This is a genomic window from Pantoea sp. X-Soil-YNGN-775 (assembly GCF_059730575.1).
This window is the reverse complement of sequence record NZ_AP035945.1, coordinates 3652377-3672246: the sequence shown is the minus strand read 5'-3', so window position 1 is coordinate 3672246 and position 19870 is coordinate 3652377. Positions and strand designations below refer to the sequence as shown.

Sequence of the window (19870 nt, the reverse complement as noted above, 5' to 3'; positions counted from 1 at the left end):
CCCTTAATCTGAAGCAAGCCATGCAACGCTGCAATCTGGCGGTTGCCGTATGGCTTGCGCCATGGAAATTTCCCAGGATACTGCCAGCGTGCGCCGTTGTGACGCGGGGTAAACGCGGACGCTGTTGCAGCGGGTTGCCGCCCATCGACCGGTTTCTCTGCGAGCGACTCGGGGTGCGCTGAAGCTGTCAGCCGATCCGCACCGGCGACAGCCTCCAGCGGCGACCTCATGAGATCAACCGGCAGGCTGGATGCGCGCCGGCGGTGCGCTGTGGCGATTCAGGCTGTCAGAGGATGACGCTGTACTGGGATAGTGTTAAGGAAAGCGGAATAGGGTAGTTACGGGCTGTTCAGCCGCTGTCTACCGGGCGGGGAGCCGGGAAACGCGCTAAAGGAGAGGTGAAAAAACGATAATCTTTAATGCAAAAAAGCCCGATGTCGGTAGCAACCGGCATCGGGCCTTGCGCATTGGATGATAGTAACCCGCCCGACGACTTTAATACTGTCAGTCTGTCGGGCGGTTTAATATTAACGCAGCAGCGAAAGAATATTGTTTGGAGTCTGGTTCGCCTGCGCCAGTACCGCGGTACCTGCCTGTTGCAGGATGTTACCTTTGGACATATTGGACACTTCGGTCGCCATATCGGCATCCTGAATACGTGACTGAGAGGCCGACAGGTTAATCACGGTGCTGTTCAGGTTGTTGATGACTGAGTCAAATCGGTTTTGCACCGCACCCAGATCGGAGCGCAGTGAGCCGACCATATCCAGTGCGGCGTCAACTTTTTTGATCAGACCGTCTGAACCGGTACCGTCGATGGTGGTGACGTCATAAGAATCCATGGCCAGAGTGGTAGCATCCATTTTCTGCAAACCGATTGAAATCGACTGGGCATCGTCGGCGCCAACCTGGATGTTCAGTGAGGTGTCTGCGCTCAGCACTTTCACGCCGTTGAATTCGGTTTGTTCAGAGATACGGTTAATTTCAGCCAGGCGCTGAGTAATCTCAGCCTGGATTGATTTTCTGTCCAAATCAGAGTTGGTGCCGTTGTTAGCCTGAACGGTCAGCGTACGGATTTTCTGCAGGTTATCGTTAACTTCGTTTAACGCACCTTCAGTGGTCTGCGCGATTGAAATACCGTCGTTAGCGTTACGCGAAGCCTGAGACAGGCCATTGATTTTAGCGGTGAAGCGGTTACTGATTGACTGGCCAGCAGCGTCGTCTTTAGCGCTGTTAATACGCAGGCCAGAAGAGAGGCGCTGGATCGCGGTGCCGAGGCTTGACTGTGAGCGATTCAGGTTGTTCTGCGCAATCAAACTCAGGGTGTTGGTGTTAATGACCTGTGTCATGTAATTTTCCTTCGCTAATATTAGGTTATTAAATGTGAGTATGCGTGTTCACTTCGCATGATATTAAATATCGGCGTGGTGAAAATTTACTGAAATTTTTTTTACTGCGGTTATAAGCGAAGGGAAATTTAAACCTGCGGTTCAGGCAGACAGGCCTGCACGTTTTTTTGACTGTATAAAGAGGGCAGCAAACCGGTTTTACCCGTCGCGGTAAAGTTAATCTTCTCTGTAAGGTGAATTAATGACAGAGTTGCCCTTATTTCGGGTGATTTGATTTTTTACTTATCGATGCGTCGATTTAAAAAAAGGTCAGAACTGGCGGGTAGTGGTGTAAAGATTAAACGGCGCAGTTAAATTTTTTATTCTGCCTTTATTTTTTCTGGCCGGCGCCGATATTTTATAGACCAAAAGAAAATGAAGATTGGTTAATATTAACAGGAGATTAACATGGCAATATCATCAATAGCCAGCGCGGGGGTTGGCGGCTGGGATTATACCGATCTGTTAAATAGCATGGCGGATAGCGAACAACTGCGTCTCAATCCTTACACCAATCTGCAGAATAGCTGTAAAAAGAAAATCTCTGCCTGGGGCAGCATTAAAAATTTAACCACTAACCTGCAGACCTCGATTGACGTACTCAATCATTCGGCCTTTGACACTATGAAAGTCACGTCTAATACCGCGTTTACCGCCACCGCCGCAAGTGGTGCCCTGGCGGACACCCATACGGTAAAAGTTGATCAGCTGGCGATTGCGCACAAGCTGAAAAGTACTGTCTTTGACAGCGCCATTACGCAACTTGGCGGCACGACCAGCGGCGGGACCCGTACCATTACCATTACCCAGGGAAACGGCGATACCGACGGGGACGGGGACATTGATGATGATGATATTAAACCGCTGCAGGTGGAATTAAAGGACGGTGAGACCGCACTGAACGACATCGCCAACCTGATCAACAAGGAAAACACCGCAAAAGGTGGCAACGTTTCCGCCTCGGTTCAGCGTGATGGTAACGGCGGTTATCAGCTGATGCTGAGTTCAAAAGTCACCGGGACAATTGGCGAGATGTCGATCAGCGTGGAGGGTGATGACAGTCTCGGCGCTATTCTTAATACCAGCAATGGCGGGACAGGCGCAGATAAGATGAGCGCTGTCTCTGCGGCTAAGGACGCTAAGTTCAGCGTCGACGGCATCGATTACACCCGTTTCAAAAATTCCATCAGCGATGTCATTGACGGCGTGACCCTCAACCTGAATGCGGTATCCGCAGCCGATAGTGAGCCGGAACAGCTGACCCTGACGGTGGACACCAGCGCCATCAAAGCCGGGCTGCAGGACTTTGTTAAGCAATACAATGCGCTGTTAACCGAAGCGACGGCCGACAGCAAATATGTCGCACCCAGCAAAGACGGGGATAGTGAGAAGACCACCGAGCAGAGCGGTGCGTTGCGGGGAGAATCATGGTTACGTAACCTGGTCAGCGACATTCGCAATGCCGTCAATGGCAGCTACAAAGGCAATATCTACACCTCTCTTTCGCAGTTGGGCATCACCACGGACAGCAAAACGGGCCTGATGACGCTTGATGAAACCAAAGTGGATAAAGCCATTGCCGATAATCCCGAAGATGTACAGAAAATGATTCAGGGCGTAGGGGGAAATGGCGGCCTGAACAATAGGCTGGGAGAAATTTTCACTCAATACCTTGTCGGTAATCCCGAGAAAAATATCAAGGGGGTGTTCGAAGCCGCTACCGATCTGCTCAATAGCCAAATCGATAATGCCACCGATCAGATAACCCGCACGCAGGCGTTGATCGACTCTAAAGTTGAGTTACTGAGAAAGCAGTATGCCAATGCCGATTCCCTGTTTAATCAGATGAACAATATGAGTACTACCCTGGCGGGTATGTTCAGCAAGTTGTAATCCCGACGCAGGGGTTGTCGCAGACCGGGCGATGTCCCTGTTTTATATGCAGGAAATGATAATGTACCAAATGCAAAGCTCACAGGCTTATGACCAGGTTTCGCTTGATGCGCGGCTGGCAGGCGCTACGCCACACCAGCTGATCGCGATGTTGTTTGAAGCGGCACATAATGCGCTGCTGCGGGCAAAAATCTATTTTGAAAAAGGCGCGGTAGCTAAGCGTTGTGAAATGATCGGTAAAGCGATCAACATCATCGATCAGGGATTACGCGCCTCACTCGATCATGAAAAAGGCCAGCAAATTGCGACGGATCTGGAACGGCTGTATGACTATATCTCCCGGCTGCTGTTACAGGCCAATAGCCAGGGTGATGTGAACAAACTGCTGGAAGCCGATCGGTTACTGACGGAAATGTCCGCCGTCTGGGATGAAATCTTACCGAAGATTCAGGCGGGGGCTGCATGACTGATGCATCGCTTTTCACCCTGGCTCAGATGAGTCAGGCCTTGCTGGAACAGCTCAGAGAGGGGCAGTGGGACGCGGTTGCCGTTAGCTCACCCCCTTATCTGGCAGCGGTGCAGCAGATGATCGGCGCTTACCAGCAGACGTCGGCTGCAGCAGAAAAGCAGGCGATGGCCGAACAGCTGCAGGCGATACAGCGCAGCCAGGGAGAGATTGTCGAGCGGTTGCGGGCCAGGATGCATCAGCTGGAACAGAATATGGTCAGACTACAACAGAGTAAGAGCGGCTGTCGGGATTATGCCGCGCAAACCCCGCGCCGCATTGGCTGACTGGCAACGCGGCGACATCAGGTTATCCACAGATTCCTTCAATGGTAGTTCACGTTCAACTGATTACTCACCACCTGCAGGGCCGGCATTAGCGGCCCGCGGCTGTTCACTGAATAAATAAAATGAAAAACGGTATTCGCCGGGTGCGGTGTGCTGAGCTGCAGCGTGCCGGATAAGCCCGGCAGCGGGAAGCAGGCCGCCTGGGCGCAGAGTTTAATCTGTAAGCCGGGCGGCGGCCGGTTGAGCAGGGTGATCCGCCATGTCAGCGAACGGAGGATTGCCGTAGCCGGCAGCGGTGCTGCCGGGCTGATGGGCCGGCTGACCAGCGTCTGCTGACCAACACTCACCCGACCGCCGACGCTGCTTCCGCTCCAGCTGCCACTGCCACCGCTCGCCGCTGCGCTCAACGCCACTCCAGCCAGCATCACCAGCCAGCGCTTCACTGTGCGCCGCCGATGGTACAGGACATGTGAACCGTGCGGTTGTGACTGATTTCCAGGTTGGACAGTACCACCAGCTGCGGATAAACCCGCCGCAGAAAGCGTGACAGCATGAGTCGCAGAGACTGATTAACCAGCAGAACCGGTGCGGCGCCCATCGCGTTTTGCTGGCTGATCGCCTGGCCGGTTTGTTCAATCATCTTCTCGGCGATACCGGGTTCCAGCGCGCTGCCATTCTGTTTCGCCTGAATCAGTAACCCTTCAAGGGCGGGCGCCAGCCCAATCACCTGAATATCCGGCTCATTGCCGAAACATTGATGGGTTATTGCCCGACCCAGCCGGATCCGCACCTGCGAGGTCAGATCATCGGCATCATGCTGGCTATCGGCATGTTCCGCCAGGGTATCAATAATGGTGCGCATATCGCGAATCGAAATATGTTCCGCCAGCAGGTTCTGCAACACCTTATGAAACAGCGAGAGCGACATAATCCCCGGAATGAAATCTTCAACCAGTTTTGGCATCTCGCGGGAGATGCGTTCCAGCAGCAGCTGAGTCTCCTGACGACTAAACAGTTCATCGGTGTGCATCTCAATCAGATGATTCAGATGGGTGGCGATTACCGACGCCGGATCGACTACCGTGTAGCCCATAATCTGGGCATGCTCACGCAGCACCTCATCAATCCAGACGGCCGGCAATTTAAAGGTAGGATCAAGCCCGGCAATACCCTCAAGTTCTCCCTCTGCGCAGCCGGGATCGATGGCCATTAAGCGTTCCGGCTTCACTTCGCCGCTGCCAATCTCGACGCCTTTCAGCATGATGCGGTAGGCGGTTGGTTTCAGATCTAGGTTGTCACAGATATGGATAGCGGGCGGCAGGAACCCCATTTTCTGCGCGAATTTTTTGCGAATTCCGCGGATCCGCATCAACAGCTGGCCATCCTGCGAATCATCCACCATGGCGATCAGCCGGTAGCCGACTTCCAGCCCCAGCACATCTTCCATTTCCACATCTGACCACGACGCCTCAGGCGCCTGCGTCGCTTCGCTGACGCTGCCCGCCATGCTGCCTGCGACGCCGTTCACGCTGGCCGGCTGTTTAAGTTGCTGACCGCGCAGCCACCAGGCCAGGCCGAGCAGGGCGGCGGTAAACAGCAGGAAGACCGTATTCGGCATGCCCGGGATCACGCCCAGCAGTCCGATGACGCCGGCCGCCAGTATCATCACGCGCGGACTGTTGAACAGCTGGCTGACCATCTGCTCGCCGACATCGGTCTCATTAGAAACCCGGGTGACAATCACACCGGCCGCTGTCGAGATAATCAGGGCCGGGATCTGGGCCACCAGACCATCACCAATGGTCAGCAGCGTATAGGTCTGTGCCGCGTCGCTGAAGGAGAGATCGTGCTGAGCGATGCCGATGATCAGGCCGCCAACAATATTGATCGCCATGATCATCAAGCCGGCCATGGCGTCGCCACGCACGAATTTACTGGCACCGTCCATTGAGCCGTAGAAGTCAGACTCCTGCGTCACCTCGCTGCGACGGCGTTTCGCCTCTTCCTCGGCAATCAGGCCGGCGTTGAGATCGGCATCAATCGCCATCTGCTTACCGGGCATACCATCCAGTACGAAGCGTGCGCCGACCTCGGCGATACGTCCGGCACCTTTGGTGATCACCATAAAGTTAATGATGATCAGAATGGCAAATACCACGATACCGATGGCGAAATTGCCGCCAACCAGAAAATGGCCGAAGGCTTCCACTACGCGGCCCGCTGCGCCAGCACCGGTATGCCCCTCCATCAGAATGATGCGGGTTGAGGCGATATTCAGCGCCAGCCGGAGCAGGGTGGAGAACAGCAGCACAATCGGGAATGAGGAGAATTCCAGCGTCTTTTGGGTAAACATCGCCACCAGCAATATCATCAGTGACAGCACAATATTGAAGGTAAAGAGCGTATCCAGCATAAATGCCGGCAGCGGCAGCACCATCATGGCCAGAATCATCAGGATCAGGATCGGCCCGGCCAGTATCTGCCACTGGGTCTGTTTTAAATCGGGCAGGCGGAGTTTAGTGGTTAAATTTGCCATCACTCTTGACTCTCATGGGCAAAATCCAGCGCCGCAGGCACTGAAAGGTTGACAGGTTTTTTGGGCTTACTGCCGCCGGATTTTCGCCAGCGGCGCAGGTTATAAACCCAGGCGAGGATTTCAGCGACCACGCTATACAGCTCCGCCGGAATCGGTTCGCCAATATCGCAATGGCGGTAGAGCGCACGCGCCAGCGGGGCCGCTTCCAGCATCGGAACGTTATGTTGCTGAGCCCGCTCACGGATACGCAGAGCGATGTCGCCTGCGCCTTTTGCCAGCACCACCGGTGCCGCCATTTTTCCCGCTTTCCAGCTGATCGCGACCGAATAGTGGGTGGGGTTATTCACAATCACATCTGCCTGAGGCACATCCTCCATCATCCGGCTCTGGGCCATTGCACGGCGCAGCTGCCTGATGCGGCTTTTTACATGAGGATCCCCTTCGCTCTGTTTAAATTCGTCACGGATCTCCTGGCGGGTCATACGCAATTTTTTTAGGTGACTCATTAACTGGTAAAAAACGTCATAGCCCATCATCGGAATAAGCGCGCAAATCACCATAATTAAACAGTGAGAGATCAACCGGTGAGCATCACCGAGTGAATCGCCGAGCGATTCATTAGCCAGCTGAATAAAATGACTTTTATTCTTAATAAGAAAGAAGGTAAATGCGCTGCCGACTAACAGGGTCTTCATCAGGCTTTTAGCGAGTTCAGAAATCACCTGAAAAGAAAATAAGCGTTTTAAACCGGCGCCTGGTGAAAGGCGGGTAAGGTCGATTTTTAGTGATTTCTTACTGAAATGCAGGCCGCCAATAAAGGTCGATGAGGCAATCGCCACCAAAAATAGCCCCAGCAGCATCGGCAGTAACGCGGTTAACATCAGCGACATTAATCCACTGGTTTTATGCAGCATGCTGGCGATATCGGTCAGCAGCAGACGGTCAAACATCAGGCCGTTATGCAGCAGCTGCGCCAGCTGGTCAGCCGTACTTGCACCACTGACAAAAATTAATGACCAGCCAGCCAGTAGCATCATTAAAGATGTCAGCTCTTTTGAACGCGGAATTTGCCCCTCTTCACGCGCTTTCTGCCGTCGCTGGGGAGTGGGTTCCTCGGTTTTTTCTACATCACTTTCTTCAGACATGACTCAACCTGGCGTGCCGGACTCGCAACGTTCAGTGGCTGACAGAGGTCAATCTGTCAGACGGAAAATAAGCGGGTTTGCCGGCCCGTTGAACACTGACCGCAACTTAAAAGCCCAGGTCGGCGAGCAGGTCATCCACCTGATCCTGGGTCGCCACCACGCCGGTTTGTGCGTGATTAATCTGCGGACCGTTTTTCAGGCTTTCCGGCTCGGCGGCCACCGGAATAGCCATGCCAGACATGTTTTCTATCAGCACCTGAATCAATTCTTTTTCAATATTTTCAATCAGGTGCATCATGCGCTGAATCACCTGGCCCGTCAGGTCCTGGAAATCCTGCGCCATCATAATTTCCATCAGTTGCGCATTGGTTTGGTCGGTCAGCGTCGGGACGTCACGCAAAAAAAGCCGGGTGTCGCTCACCAGATCACGGGCTATTGGCAGCTCAACCGGCTGCTCAAACCAGGCATCCCAGCGCCCGGTCAGCCCCTTAGCCTCGCTGTTTAATCGGTCCTGCAGCGGGCGTGCTTCTTCGACGCAGGTTAATGCCCGATCGGCCGCCTGAGAGGTCTTGTTAACGATATAATTAAGCCGTTCACGCGTATCCGGAATCGCCTCAGCGGCATCCATAATGGCGCGGTCCAGGCCGAGGCTGGACATCCCGTCGCGCAGCTGGCGGGTTAAATGCCCGATGCGCGAAAAAATAGATTTGAAATTATCTGATTCTGGCGTTTTTTCTTGAGTTTCCACTGATTACCACCCGATTTTTTCGAAAATTTTATTTAACTTTTCTTCCAGAATGGCAGCGGTGAAAGGTTTAACAACGTAACCACTGGCGCCAGCCTGAGCCGCCGCAATAATGTTCTCTTTCTTGGCTTCTGCGGTGACCATTAATACCGGCAGCGTACTCCATGCCGGCGTATTTCGGATTTGCGTCAGCAGCTGCAGTCCGTCAATATTGGGCATGTTCCAGTCACTGATGATGAAGTCAAAGTTGGTTTGCTGCATTTTATTCAACGCATCCTGACCATCCTCTGCCTCTTCGACATTATTAAATCCGAGGTCTTTAAGTAAATTACGCACAATACGGCGCATGGTGGCAAAATCATCGACGACGAGAAAACGTAAGTTTTTATCAGCCATAGTAATAATGGTCCTGTTAATTGCGCCTTTATCTGGGCTTGGTGGTGAATAACGACAGGTGGCTCGGAATAATAACGCGATACCGTGCCTAAATTCGGCGTGCCTGCCCGACAACATTTTTCAGAATAGTTTGTGCAATCTGGTCGAGATCAACGATTTCGCTTATCGCATTCAGGGCGACAGCTTCACGAGGCATGCCGTAAATAACACAGGTCTGTTCGCTTTGCGCCAGCGTTTTGGCACCGGTCTGGTTTAACTGGAGCATACCTTTTGCGCCGTCATGGCCCATACCGGTCAGGATCGCCCCGACGGCATTTTTGCCGGCCGCTTTCGCCACCGATTGCAAAAGCATGTCCACTGACGGGCGATGACGATTGACCGGCGGTGAGTCATTTAAGCGGATATGGTAGTTAGCACCGCTGCGGTACATCTCCATATGGCGACCGCCCGGTGCAATATAGGCGTGGCCGGGCAGGACGCGTTCGCCGTCTTCACCTTCTTTCACTGAGATCTGGCACATTTTATCCAGCCGTTCAGCAAAGGAGCGGGTAATGCCCTGCGGCATATGTTGCGCAATCACAATGCCAGGGCACGAGGCGGGCATCGACATCAGCACCTGACGGATAGCCTCGGTGCCGCCAGTCGAGGCGCCAATCGCAATGATCTTTTCGCTGCCGATCAGCGGGGTGCGGATAACTTTTGGCTGTTGTGCAGCCGTCAGGCCGCGGCGGATATGCGCTTTGGCGGCGGTGCGAATTTTTTCGGCAATCAGTTCCGCGTACTGCAACATGCCCTCATGCAGCCCCATCTGTGGTTTGGTGACAAAGTCGACCGCGCCTAACTCCAGTGCGCTCAGGGTAATGTCTGAGCCTTTGCTGGTGAGGGAAGAGATCATGATCACCGGCATCGGTCTCAGGCGCATCAGCCGTTCGAGAAAATCGAGGCCATCCATGCGCGGCATTTCGACATCCAGCGTCAGCACATCCGGATTATGCTGTTTAATTAAATCGCGGGCGATAATCGGATCGAGCGCGGTCGCCACCATCTCCATATCGGGTTGCTGATTAACAATATTGGTCATGATGGTACGAATCAGGGCTGAGTCATCAACACAAAGTACCTTTATTTTGCTCATACCTTATCCTTAGCCAGATAATAGACCGACTGACCCTGCAGACGGAAAGGACTGTCCATATTGTTGAAATGTTCAGAATGACCCACAAACAGCAGACCACCCGGCTTTAACAGTTTCGAAAAACGGTTTAATAATCGTTGCTGGTTAGGCTTATCGAAATAGATCATAACGTTGCGGCAAAAAATGGCGTCGAAAGGTGCGGGGATATTCCAGTTTTCGGCGATCAGATTTAACTGCTGAAAATGCACATCTTTCTGTAAAGAATTTCTGACCTTGACCTGCTGCTGTTCAGCGGTGGTAATTTTTCGCAGAAAATATTTCTTTTTCTGTTCCTGGGTCAGGTTATTAATATCATTCAGTCGATAGGTGCCGGCTCTGGCTTTGGCCAATACATTGGTGTCTATATCGGTAGCCAGAATGCGCGGACCGGTCAGAGTACTTCCCAGCACCTCATCCAGCGTCATGGCGATAGAGTAAGGTTCTTCACCGGTCGATGCCGCGGTACACCAGACGTTATAACCGCCGCTTCTGCTGGCCGCATGCTTCGCCAGAATAGGGAAGTGATACGCCTCGCGGAAAAAAGAGGTCAGGTTAGTGGTTAAGGCGTTGATAAATAATTGCCATTCATCATTGCCCGGCATCGATTCCAGCAGGGCTAAATAACGGCTGAAACTCTCTATGCCCAGCTCACGTAAACGCGGCGCCAGCCGGTTATAAACCATATCACGACGCTGCCGGGTAATGACGATACCGGCACGCTGATAAATTAATTTAATAATTTTATCTAATTCTATATCCGTCAGGTTGCTTTGTGCATACCGGTCAGCGAGAACCACTGTATTCTTATTCAATATCTCAGGCATGGATTATAGCTTCGTAGTCATTCAGTCAGGCGAAAGAGTCAGCCGGTAGCGGCATCGCACGCCGCCAGTCAATACGCTGGCGGAAAAATATGAGCAATATGCACACGTTAAAGGTCTGGGAAACCCGCTCAGGCGGTATGTTCTGCCACTGGCAAAGCATTCTGGCTGACGGCACGAGAACATGCTCGCGGGCGGTAAATAACGCTCTTCAAAATTTTATTATAATGACATTCCCATTATATCCTGATAAGCACTGACCAGTTTATTGCGCACCTGAATACCCAGATTGAGGGTGAGTGATGATTTCTGCAACGAGACCATAACATCATTCAATCCGATATCCGATGAACCTTTCATAAATGCCTGAGACTGATCTTTAGCCATATTTTGCGACTGATTAAGGCTGTTAATACTGTTAAGCAGCAGATCGGAAAACGGCATGGTGTTGCCCGTTTTCGTCGCGGTTGCACGATCAGCCTTATTCAGGCCCGACAGTTCGCGGGCCTGAAAATGGATTTGATCGATAATGTCAGTCATCGACTGAATAGACATCGCTTGAATCCTTCACACTCTTGGAATTTTTTATCTGGCGTTATCTGCTTGCCAGTTCAATCGCAGCATGATAACCAGGAAAGCCTGGAAAATATAATATGAATAGCTGACAGAAGCTTTCGCTTATTCCTGATTAAGGTGGCGATAAAATTGTACATAATAAGTGGCCTGATTTGGCTATTTGAAATGCTGTAACGGCATGAGTGCTTACCAATGAATTATGCGTTAGTGAGTCATATCACGTTTACATTGTGTCATTATATTTTTTACAGGAAAATGGCATGAATGCCACATCTAGCGGTAATAACAACAAAAATACCATGAGCCTGTTGGCAGCTTTTGATCGGTTTCGTTCAAACCCGAGAATCATTTTTATTATTATTGCTGCCGCGGCGATTTCGATCGTCATTATTGTTTTCTTCTGGGCTAATACGCCGGACTATGGCGTGTTATATAGCAATATCGGCGACCAGGATGGCGGTGCGGTGGTCGAGCAGCTGACCAAAATGAATGTGCCTTACCGTTTTGATCAACGGCGGGGCGCCATTATGGTGCCCGACGATCAGGTTTACGGCGTGCGGTTAAAACTGGCTCAGCAGGGTTTACCGAAAGGCGGATCGGTTGGGTTTGAACTACTGGACCAGGAAAAGTTTGGTATCAGCCAGTTCAGTGAACAGATTAACTACCAACGCGCGCTGGAAGGGGAGCTTTCGCGCACCATTGACACCCTGGGGCCGGTAAAAAGCGCTCGCGTTCATCTGGCGCTGCCGAAAGCGTCGCTGTTTGTGCAGGAGCAGAAACCGGCGTCGGCGTCGGTCACGCTTAACCTGTTGGGCGGACGAACGCTGGATGCGGGCCAGATCAGCGCGATTAGCCATCTGGTCTCCAGTGCGGTTGCCGGAATGTCGGCTGATGATGTCACCATTGTTGATCAAAATGGCCACCTGCTGACGCAAAGTGGCGAACGGGCGACGCAGACTTCCCAGCTTAAGTACATCAACAAAGTAGAAAGCGATTATCAGAGCCGCATTCAGGCGATCCTCGCGCCGATTGTCGGCAGTAGTAACGTGCGCGCGCAGGTGACCGCCAAAATTGATTTCTCTGTCAATGAGCAGACGGCGGAGCAGTATCAGCCCAATAGCTCACCGGATAAAAAGTCGATCCGCAGTCGCCAGAGCAGCGGCAGTGAGCAGGGCGGTAAAGAGGCGGTCGGCGGCGTGCCGGGTGCGCTGAGCAATCAGCCTCCGGTACCCACTTCCGCGCCGATTGATGCGACGGCGCAAAAAGGAAATAGCGCGACCGTCAGACGTCTTCCTTACAACACCCATAACGATGAAACCGTCAACTACGAGCTTGATCGGACTCTGACGCATATCCGGCGTAACTCCGGTGAAATCGAACGGCTCTCCGCTGCGGTGGTGATCAACTATTTGCCCGGTAAAGACGGCAAGCCGGTTGCACTGGCGAAAGAGCAGATCGACCAGATTAATCAGCTGGTGAAGCAGGCGATTGGCTTTTCGGCGCAGCGTGGCGACAGCCTGAGCGTAGTGAACTCGCCGTTTACCCATTCGGACGAAGAGGCGGCGGTGCCGCTCTGGAAACAGCCGGAGGTGATCAGCGTATCCCTGCAGGCCGGGCGCTATCTGTTGCTGCTGCTGGTCGCCTGGCTGCTGTGGCATAAAGCGGTGCAGCCTTTCTGGATCAAACATCAGCAACTGGCGCTGCAGCGGCTCGAAATGGAAAAACAGGCGCGGCAGGCTGAACTGGATGCAGAAACCAGCCGCATAGAGAGCATTGAGAAAAATAAAGCCAAACAGCGCGTCGATACTGAAATTACCACTCAGCATTTGCGACAACTTGCCGAGCAGGAACCGCATGTTCTGGCTGCTGTAATTCGTAAGTGGTTGATGAGAGAGCAAAAGCCGTAATGAACGCAGCCGAAAAATGTGCCATGGTGATGTTAACGCTGGGCGATGAGTGCGCAGCGGAAGTCTTTAAACACCTGAATAGCCATGAAGTGACGCAAATCAGTAGCGCCATGTTCAATCTTGAAGGCGTGACCCACGATAACCTTGCCGGGGTGATGAAAGAGTTTGAACGCGAGGTCTCTGACTTCGCCGCGCTGAACTTCAATACCAACGATTATCTGCGCAACGTGCTGGTGAAAGCACTGGGTGAGGAACGCGCCTCCAGTTTACTGGAAGATCTGCTGGATACGCATTCCCACGTTAATGGCCTTGAAACGCTTAACTTCATGGAACCTCAATCGGTCTTTGACGTGATCCGTGAAGAGCATCCACAGATTATTGCCACCATCCTGGTGCATTTAAAACGCGCCCAGGCGGCAGATGTGCTGGCCAAGTTTGACGATCGCGAACGTAACGACATCATGCTGCGTATCGCCACTTTTGGCGGCGTTCAGCCGGTGGCATTGCAGGAGCTCACCGAGGTGCTGAATAACCTGCTGACCGGCCAGAATATGAAGCGCAGTAAAATGGGTGGGGTACGACCGGCCGCTGAAATCCTTAACCTGATGAAATCGCATCTGGAAGAGGCGGCGATTGAGGCGGTACGTGAGTTTGACCATGAGCTGGCGCAGAAAATTGTTGATGAGATGTTCCTGTTCGAAAATCTGGTCGAACTCGACGATCGCAGCATTCAACGCCTGCTGCAGGATGTGGAAAACGAAACGCTGGTCATTGCACTGAAAGGAGCAGAGCAACCGCTGCGCGATGCGTTCTTCCGCAATATGTCGAAGCGTTTTGCCGCCATCATGATGGAAGATCTCAATTCGCGTGGACCGGTGCGCATGTCGCAGGTTGAAGCTGAGCAGAAAAATATTCTGTTGATTGTCCGTCGCTTAGCGGAAAGCGGAGAGATTGTGCTGGGCGGAGGTGAAGATGTCTACGTCTGATCGCCCGGCAGCGGGCAGCTGGCAACGCTGGCAGCCGGAAAATCTGCTGGAGGGTGTCGCGCCGGTTAGCGCGGAGGCTCAGCCAGCCACACCAGCTGCCGATCCGGCTACCGATCTGCAATTCCAGGCCGAGCTGGCCCGCTTACGGCAGCAGGCTGAGCGGGAAGGCTATGCGGCAGGAGAACAGAAAGGACGGGAACAGGGCCAGGATCTCGGGTATCAGCAGGGATTCAGCGAGGGTCAAAAAGCCGGACGGGCGCAGGGCGCAGCAGACGTCGATCAGCAGCAGCAGTTGCTGGTCAGTCGATTTTCATCGCTAATCAATGAATTTCAGGCCGCACTGGATAGCCTCGACAGCGTGATCCCGGCCCGGCTGGTTCAGCTTTCGCTGAATGCCGTCCGCTCGCTGTTCGGTAAGCAGATTATCTTTGATACCACGCTGTTACTGCAAAAGATTGAGCATCTGCTGCAGGAGAACCTGCAGTTTACCAGCCACATTGTGTTGTCGGTCAGTGAAGAGGATTTCCCGCTGGTACAGCAGCAGCTGGGCGAGATCCTGGCGAGCCAGCACTGGGCATTACGCGCCGATGAAAGCATTGCGCCGGGCGGCTGCCGCGTCACCTCGGACGAGGGCGAGCTGGATGCAACGCTGGCCACCCAGTGGCAGAGGCTGTGCAACCTGAGCAAGGAAGATTACACCTCATGAGCACGCGTCTCAAAAACTGGCTCGACACCCTGGTCCGCTGCGAGCAACAGATCATGACGCTGCCGCCTTATCAGCAGTATGGCAAGCTGGTCCGCGCCACAGGGTTGGTGATGGAGGTGGTCGGGCTGAAACTGCCGATAGGCACGCTCTGCATGATCGAGCGCAAACGTGCCGCTGGCACCGCGTTTGTCGAAGGCGAAGTGGTCGGTTTTAACGACCGGGTACTCTATATCATGCCGCTGGAAAACGTCGAGGGCGTGCTACCGGGTGCGCGGGTGTGCGCCCAGCCAGAGGCCACGGTCAACGGTAAACAGTTACCGCTGGGGCCGGAGCTGCTCGGCCGGGTGCTGGATGCCAGCGCACGACCGCTGGATGGCTTACCCGCGCCGAGCCGCAAAACTGCCGGTTCGCTGTTTACCGCATCGGTTAACCCGCTGCAGCGTGACCCGATCCGCCAGGTACTGGATGTCGGGGTGCGGGCAATCAATGGCTTACTGACGGTCGGACGCGGCCAGCGAATGGGGCTGTTCGCCGGTTCCGGCGTCGGCAAAAGCGTGCTGCTGGGCATGATGGCCCGCTATACCAAAGCGGACGTGATTGTGGTCGGGCTGATTGGCGAGCGCGGCCGCGAAGTAAAAGATTTTATCGAAAATATTCTCGGTGAAGCGGGACGAAGCCGTTCGGTGGTGATTGCTGCGCCGGCCGATGTGTCGCCGATATTAAGAATGCAGGGCGCACTTTACGCCACCCGGATTGCCGAAGATTTTCGCGATCGCGGCAACGACGTGCTGCTGATTATGGATTCACTGACCCGCTACGCGATGGCGCAACGAGAGATCGCGCTGGCGATCGGTGAACCGCCCGCCACCAAAGGTTATCCCCCTTCGGTGTTTGCGAAGCTACCCGCGCTGGTGGAGCGTGCCGGTAACGGCATCAAAAACGGAGGCTCAATTACCGCCTTCTATACCGTGCTGACCGAAGGTGACGATCAGCAGGACCCGGTAGCGGACTCGGCGCGCGCCATTCTTGACGGGCACATTGTATTGTCACGCCAGCTGGCGGAGTCGGGACACTATCCGGCTATCGACATTGAAGCCTCGATCAGTCGCGCCATGACCGAACTGATCGACGACACGCACTATAAGAAAACCCAGCGCTTCAAACAGCTTCTTTCCGCTTATCAGCATAACCGCGACCTGATCAGCGTTGGTGCCTACGCCGCTGGCAGCGATCCGCGGCTGGATGACGCCATCGCCCTCTACCCAAAAATGGAAGGGTATCTGCAGCAGGGCATGTATGACTGCAGCGAATATGAAAATGCCCTTGAACAGCTAAACGCGCTGTTTCCTTCGACCTGACAACCAAGTGAGTGGTGATAATGGCAACCCGATCGCCAATGGAAATGCTGCGCGAAAAAGCCCGCGAGCAGCTGGATGATACCACCCAGCAACTGGGTAAAACCCGGCTGAGCTATGAACAGGCGTGCGCCCAGCTGCGCCAGCTGGAGAGTTACCAACAGGAGTATCAGCAACAGCTGACGGCGCGCACCGCCGACTCAGGATTGCTGATTTCCCATATCCTGAGTTATCAGTCGTTTATCGACTCATTAAACCGGGTGGTAAAGCAATACAGCCACCACGTAACGGCTTGCGAAACCGCCGTCAATCACGCGGTTTCCGCGTGGAAACATGACCATCTGCGGCTTAACGCCTTTACCACGCTGAAAAACCGGGCGGATGCGGCCGCTCAGCTCAAAGAAAACCGGCTGGAACAGAAGTTAATGGATGAGTTCGCCAGCCAGACTTTATTAAGGAAGAAATTCGTATGATGGTTGCCAAAGTCGCCGCTATACAGCCAGTGGCTGGCACGCGGCTCGCGCAGGATGAAACGCCAGCCGATGCGCAGGCGTTTAGCCGGGTACTGGATGAGAAAACCACCGGCTCAACGGCAAAATCGCCGCTGCCGTCTCGCGGCCAGCCAAAGGGCAAGGCCGCCAAACCGGCAGACGACACGCCCACCGGGGTAGCCGATCAGCACGGCACTGGGTCAGCAGAAAATAGTGCGAGTGAGTCACTGATGGTGTGGCTGAATCAGCTTCACGATAGCCTGCCGACTGAAGAGACGGCCGAAAAAGTGACGCTGTCGGCGCAGGATGATGCGCTGCCGGACGGTGGCTTACCTTTTGGCGTGGCTCAGCCGCTGGCACAGATGATCGTGCCGGATGTGACCCCGCAGGGCGTTGAGACGGCGCCACTGGCCGTTGAGCCGGCAGCGCAGACCGTTGCGGCGGGGCCGCTGAGTGCAGAGCGCGCGGCACCCGATCAACCTGGCGTAGCGATGGCGGAAGCGGCAGTGCTGCCGGTCACCGCAGACCCATCGACCGGACTTGCTGAAGAGGGGGGTGCCGCTGATTTTACCCAACCTGCCACGCCGGCTGCGGTGCGACAACCGGCGGCCAATCAGCAGGTGGTGCAGGCTGACGCCACAGCAATCATCCCTTTTAGCGTAATGAGCGCGGCGGCGGAGCAGCCTCCTGCCACGCTGCAACAGGCAATCACCGCGATGCCGCTAAAAGTCGCGGCACCTGCTCATCCTGCAGAGCCGGTCGCTGCTCAGCCTGAACTTGCGCTCTCCTCTGCAGCGCTGCACCCGTCCGACAGCGCTGCGGGAACCGAGCCACCAGCCGCCAGTGGCCAGCTAACCCAGCAGATGGGTACGCCGGCCTGGCAGCAGTCGCTGGGCCAGCAGCTGGCCTGTTTTACCCGTAACGGGATTCAACACGCGGAATTGCGTTTACATCCGGAGGAGCTGGGCTCGATTCAGATCACGCTGCAACTCAAAAATGAACAGGCACAAATGCACTTTGTTTCGGCCAGTCATCAGGTGCGCGCGGCGATTGAAGCGGCGGTACCTCATCTGCGCAGCTCGCTGGCGGAATCAGGCATTGAGCTGGGTCAGAGTAGCGTGGGGGCTGATTCCTCGTCTGGCTGGAATGAATCGGGCCAGCCAGAACAGGCTGACCGGCAGAATTTCGCCCAGGCGCAGCGCAGTGAAATTAATCAAAACAGAGAAGAGCACATTGAAAAAACTGTCAGAACAGTAAGTTATAGCACGGGCGTTAATACCTTCGCCTAAGGATGAATATTAAGTCGGGAATTGTTGACAGTTGTATCATCTTTTAAATCAATTACCCGACGGAATAATAGAATAGAATGCACCGCTCATCCAGCACGTCGCTTAACGTCAGACCTGACAGGATTGTGAACAGGATATTTAAATCTAATGCCAAAAACAAAAAAGAAAGCATCTGGAAACGGAAGTAAACGATCATTAATTATTTTGCTGCTGATGTTAATTATTGTGGCATTGGGCGGCATGGCTGGTTACATGTTTTACCAAATTAATACCATAAAGTCTCAGGGTAAGGCAGAGAAAGAGACCGCGCAAAAAACTGAACCCGCTGAAAAAAATGTCGCCGCAAAGCAGCCAATCTATATCGAACTGGATACCTTTACCGTCAGTCTTAAGCCGGTCGAAAATGATAGCGATCGCGTGTTATATGTTGGTTTAACGCTGCGGTTAAAAGATGAAGATTCGAAGGTGCTGATTGGGCAATTCTTACCTGAAGTTCGCAGCCGTTTATTGCTGCTGTTTTCTCAGCAAAGCGGGGCTGAACTGGCAACCGAGACGGGTAAGCTTGATCTCATCAGGAAAATAAAAGACGTCGTGAGTCTGCCATTAACCGATCAGCACCACGCAACAGTTGATGACGTATTATTTAATGCCTTTATTATACGGTAGAAACTATGTCTGACAGTATATTATCTCAGGCTGAAATTGACCGTCTTTTAAATGGCGGCAACAGCGCAGAAAGTGAAAATGTTAAGGCAACATCAGGGGATGACGAGATCAGACCCTATGACCCTAACACGCAGCGTCGTGTTATTCGCGATCGTATGCAGTCGCTTGAAATCATTAATGAACGGTTCGCGCGCCAGTTTCGGATGGATATGTTTAACCTGCTGCGCCGTAACCCGGACGTCACCGCTGGCGTTATCCGTATTCAGCCTTACCATGAATTTGCGCGTAATTTACCGGTTCCCACTAATCTTAATTTAGTGCATATGAATCCGCTGCGCGGTACCGCGCTCTTCGCTTTCTCACCCCACCTGGTGTCGATGGCGGTGGATAACCTGTTTGGCGGCGATGGGCGCTTTCCGACCAAGGTCGACGGGCGTGAATTTACGCCGACAGAACAGCGTATTATCAGACGTATTATGTCGATGGCGCAGTCCTCGTATGATGAGGCATGGAGTTCAATATTCAAACTTCAGACCCAGTTTGTACGCTCAGAAACACAGATCAAGTTTACTAATATCACCTCATCACCCAATGACATTGTGGTGACCACCTCATTTTCAATTGAGATAGGCTCGCACACCGGGGAGCTGGATATCTGTATTCCGTTCAGCATTATTGAGCCGCTGCGTGAGCTGTTAACCAATCCACCGCGTGAACATTCACGTCATGAAAATGAGCAATGGCACAGTACCTTATCGCATCAGGTACGGGATACTGAACTGGATTTGGTGGCCAGACTGGCGGAAATTCCTACCCATGTTTCCCGAATTATGAATTTAAAGAAAGGGGATGTCATTTCACTGGATAAGCCTGATGTCATTCAGGTCTATTCAGACGGACATCCTGTTTTTAGCGGTAAATATGGTCTGCTTAATAAACAGCTGGCGATTAAAATTGACGACATTTTCGCGCCCTCTTTATTACCTTTCAACAAGGAAAAATAA

The 19870-nt window shown here is 53.3% G+C and carries 20 protein-coding genes; 11 read left to right on the top strand and 9 right to left on the bottom strand.

The window, feature by feature from the left end:
• Nucleotides 1-527: 527 nt before the first annotated feature.
• On the bottom strand, nucleotides 528-1349 hold the full coding sequence (locus AC6I8I_RS17155) for a flagellin N-terminal helical domain-containing protein (RefSeq protein WP_312053226.1): 822 nt from the start codon (nucleotides 1347-1349) through the stop codon (nucleotides 528-530).
• Between the two features lie 447 nt (nucleotides 1350-1796).
• On the opposite strand from AC6I8I_RS17155, the gene fliD reads away from it, so the two are divergent.
• From fliD to fliT, 3 genes are all read left to right on the top strand, one after another.
• Entirely contained in the window at nucleotides 1797-3281 is a 1485-nt protein-coding gene (gene fliD, locus AC6I8I_RS17150; protein WP_312758651.1) for a flagellar filament capping protein FliD, read from the top strand.
• Between the two features lie 61 nt (nucleotides 3282-3342).
• A complete protein-coding gene (gene fliS / locus AC6I8I_RS17145; protein ID WP_312758649.1) occupies nucleotides 3343-3747 on the top strand; it encodes a flagellar export chaperone FliS in 405 nt (134 codons plus the stop codon).
• Nucleotides 3744-4073, top strand: a complete 330-nt coding sequence (gene fliT, locus AC6I8I_RS17140) for a flagellar protein FliT (protein ID WP_312053222.1) — start codon at nucleotides 3744-3746, stop codon at nucleotides 4071-4073. Before fliS ends, fliT begins: the two co-directional genes overlap by 4 nt.
• Nucleotides 4074-4111: 38 nt before the next feature.
• Here the strand turns inward: fliT and AC6I8I_RS17135 are convergent, their stop codons facing one another.
• The 8 genes from AC6I8I_RS17135 to fliE all read right to left on the bottom strand — a co-directional run bounded on the left by AC6I8I_RS17135 (nucleotide 4112) and on the right by fliE (nucleotide 11445).
• The gene (locus AC6I8I_RS17135) at nucleotides 4112-4516 is read right to left on the bottom strand and encodes a flagellar protein FlhE (protein ID WP_312758646.1); all 405 of its coding nucleotides are present in this window, start codon (nucleotides 4514-4516) and stop codon (nucleotides 4112-4114) included.
• Complete coding sequence (gene flhA / locus AC6I8I_RS17130) at nucleotides 4513-6609, bottom strand: flagellar biosynthesis protein FlhA (RefSeq protein WP_497828135.1); 2097 nt, start codon at nucleotides 6607-6609, stop codon at nucleotides 4513-4515. Before flhA ends, AC6I8I_RS17135 begins: the two co-directional genes overlap by 4 nt.
• On the bottom strand, nucleotides 6609-7754 hold the full coding sequence (gene flhB / locus AC6I8I_RS17125; protein WP_312758642.1) for a flagellar biosynthesis protein FlhB: 1146 nt from the start codon (nucleotides 7752-7754) through the stop codon (nucleotides 6609-6611). Before flhB ends, flhA begins: the two co-directional genes overlap by 1 nt.
• 106 nt (nucleotides 7755-7860) lie before the next feature.
• Nucleotides 7861-8502 carry a protein phosphatase CheZ gene (cheZ, locus tag AC6I8I_RS17120; protein ID WP_312758640.1) on the bottom strand — a complete coding sequence of 214 codons (642 nt, stop codon included), beginning with the start codon at nucleotides 8500-8502 and terminating at the stop codon, nucleotides 7861-7863.
• 3 nt (nucleotides 8503-8505) lie between these two features.
• Nucleotides 8506-8895, bottom strand: coding sequence for a chemotaxis response regulator CheY (cheY, locus tag AC6I8I_RS17115; protein ID WP_312053214.1), 390 nt, complete (start codon nucleotides 8893-8895; stop codon nucleotides 8506-8508).
• Nucleotides 8896-8983: 88 nt separating this feature from the next.
• The gene (locus AC6I8I_RS17110; protein ID WP_497828134.1) at nucleotides 8984-10030 is read right to left on the bottom strand and encodes a protein-glutamate methylesterase/protein-glutamine glutaminase; all 1047 of its coding nucleotides are present in this window, start codon (nucleotides 10028-10030) and stop codon (nucleotides 8984-8986) included.
• Entirely contained in the window at nucleotides 10027-10893 is an 867-nt protein-coding gene (locus AC6I8I_RS17105; RefSeq protein WP_312053211.1) for a CheR family methyltransferase, read from the bottom strand. The genes AC6I8I_RS17110 and AC6I8I_RS17105 overlap by 4 nt, the downstream gene beginning before the upstream one ends.
• Before the next feature lie 219 nt (nucleotides 10894-11112).
• Nucleotides 11113-11445, bottom strand: a complete 333-nt coding sequence (gene fliE / locus AC6I8I_RS17100; RefSeq protein ID WP_312053210.1) for a flagellar hook-basal body complex protein FliE — start codon at nucleotides 11443-11445, stop codon at nucleotides 11113-11115.
• A gap of 281 nt (nucleotides 11446-11726) precedes the next feature.
• Here fliE and fliF point away from each other — a divergent pair, with 281 nt between their 5' ends.
• The 8 genes from fliF (at nucleotide 11727) to fliM (ending at nucleotide 19870) form a co-directional block, all read left to right on the top strand.
• Nucleotides 11727-13373: a flagellar basal-body MS-ring/collar protein FliF gene (gene fliF, locus AC6I8I_RS17095; RefSeq protein ID WP_312053208.1), complete on the top strand. Its 1647-nt coding sequence runs from the start codon at nucleotides 11727-11729 to the stop codon at nucleotides 13371-13373.
• Complete coding sequence (gene fliG / locus AC6I8I_RS17090; RefSeq protein ID WP_312053206.1) at nucleotides 13373-14359, top strand: flagellar motor switch protein FliG; 987 nt, start codon at nucleotides 13373-13375, stop codon at nucleotides 14357-14359. Before fliF ends, fliG begins: the two co-directional genes overlap by 1 nt.
• Nucleotides 14346-15065 (top strand): flagellar assembly protein FliH, encoded by a 720-nt coding sequence (locus tag AC6I8I_RS17085; RefSeq protein ID WP_312758637.1) that lies wholly within the window; start codon nucleotides 14346-14348, stop codon nucleotides 15063-15065. Before fliG ends, AC6I8I_RS17085 begins: the two co-directional genes overlap by 14 nt.
• Nucleotides 15062-16423, top strand: coding sequence for a flagellar protein export ATPase FliI (gene fliI / locus AC6I8I_RS17080; RefSeq protein WP_497828133.1), 1362 nt, complete (start codon nucleotides 15062-15064; stop codon nucleotides 16421-16423). The genes AC6I8I_RS17085 and fliI overlap by 4 nt, the downstream gene beginning before the upstream one ends.
• A gap of 20 nt (nucleotides 16424-16443) precedes the next feature.
• A complete protein-coding gene (gene fliJ / locus AC6I8I_RS17075) occupies nucleotides 16444-16893 on the top strand; it encodes a flagellar export protein FliJ (protein ID WP_312053201.1) in 450 nt (149 codons plus the stop codon).
• Entirely contained in the window at nucleotides 16890-18200 is a 1311-nt protein-coding gene (locus tag AC6I8I_RS17070; protein ID WP_497828132.1) for a flagellar hook-length control protein FliK, read from the top strand. The genes fliJ and AC6I8I_RS17070 overlap by 4 nt, the downstream gene beginning before the upstream one ends.
• 147 nt (nucleotides 18201-18347) lie before the next feature.
• Nucleotides 18348-18866: a flagellar basal body-associated protein FliL gene (gene fliL, locus AC6I8I_RS17065; protein WP_312053198.1), complete on the top strand. Its 519-nt coding sequence runs from the start codon at nucleotides 18348-18350 to the stop codon at nucleotides 18864-18866.
• 5 nt (nucleotides 18867-18871) lie between these two features.
• Nucleotides 18872-19870, top strand: a complete 999-nt coding sequence (gene fliM, locus AC6I8I_RS17060; protein WP_312053196.1) for a flagellar motor switch protein FliM — start codon at nucleotides 18872-18874, stop codon at nucleotides 19868-19870.

What these genes read in the sequence shown, in the direction of transcription:
- AC6I8I_RS17105 (WP_312053211.1), bottom strand. Translation starts at nt 10,893, where the DNA reads ATGCCTGAGATATTGAATAAGAATACAGTGGTTCTCGCTGACCGGTAT.
- fliD (WP_312758651.1), top strand. Translation starts at nt 1,797, where the DNA reads ATGGCAATATCATCAATAGCCAGCGCGGGGGTTGGCGGCTGGGATTAT.
- fliL (WP_312053198.1), top strand. Translation starts at nt 18,348, where the DNA reads ATGCCAAAAACAAAAAAGAAAGCATCTGGAAACGGAAGTAAACGATCA.
- fliG (WP_312053206.1), top strand. Translation starts at nt 13,373, where the DNA reads ATGAACGCAGCCGAAAAATGTGCCATGGTGATGTTAACGCTGGGCGAT.
- fliF (WP_312053208.1), top strand. Translation starts at nt 11,727, where the DNA reads ATGAATGCCACATCTAGCGGTAATAACAACAAAAATACCATGAGCCTG.
- flhA (WP_497828135.1), bottom strand. Translation starts at nt 6,609, where the DNA reads ATGGCAAATTTAACCACTAAACTCCGCCTGCCCGATTTAAAACAGACC.
- fliM (WP_312053196.1), top strand. Translation starts at nt 18,872, where the DNA reads ATGTCTGACAGTATATTATCTCAGGCTGAAATTGACCGTCTTTTAAAT.
- flhB (WP_312758642.1), bottom strand. Translation starts at nt 7,754, where the DNA reads ATGTCTGAAGAAAGTGATGTAGAAAAAACCGAGGAACCCACTCCCCAG.
- AC6I8I_RS17070 (WP_497828132.1), top strand. Translation starts at nt 16,890, where the DNA reads ATGATGGTTGCCAAAGTCGCCGCTATACAGCCAGTGGCTGGCACGCGG.
- cheY (WP_312053214.1), bottom strand. Translation starts at nt 8,895, where the DNA reads ATGGCTGATAAAAACTTACGTTTTCTCGTCGTCGATGATTTTGCCACC.
- fliT (WP_312053222.1), top strand. Translation starts at nt 3,744, where the DNA reads ATGACTGATGCATCGCTTTTCACCCTGGCTCAGATGAGTCAGGCCTTG.
- fliS (WP_312758649.1), top strand. Translation starts at nt 3,343, where the DNA reads ATGTACCAAATGCAAAGCTCACAGGCTTATGACCAGGTTTCGCTTGAT.
- AC6I8I_RS17110 (WP_497828134.1), bottom strand. Translation starts at nt 10,030, where the DNA reads ATGAGCAAAATAAAGGTACTTTGTGTTGATGACTCAGCCCTGATTCGT.
- AC6I8I_RS17155 (WP_312053226.1), bottom strand. Translation starts at nt 1,349, where the DNA reads ATGACACAGGTCATTAACACCAACACCCTGAGTTTGATTGCGCAGAAC.
- AC6I8I_RS17085 (WP_312758637.1), top strand. Translation starts at nt 14,346, where the DNA reads ATGTCTACGTCTGATCGCCCGGCAGCGGGCAGCTGGCAACGCTGGCAG.
- fliE (WP_312053210.1), bottom strand. Translation starts at nt 11,445, where the DNA reads ATGTCTATTCAGTCGATGACTGACATTATCGATCAAATCCATTTTCAG.
- fliI (WP_497828133.1), top strand. Translation starts at nt 15,062, where the DNA reads ATGAGCACGCGTCTCAAAAACTGGCTCGACACCCTGGTCCGCTGCGAG.
- fliJ (WP_312053201.1), top strand. Translation starts at nt 16,444, where the DNA reads ATGGCAACCCGATCGCCAATGGAAATGCTGCGCGAAAAAGCCCGCGAG.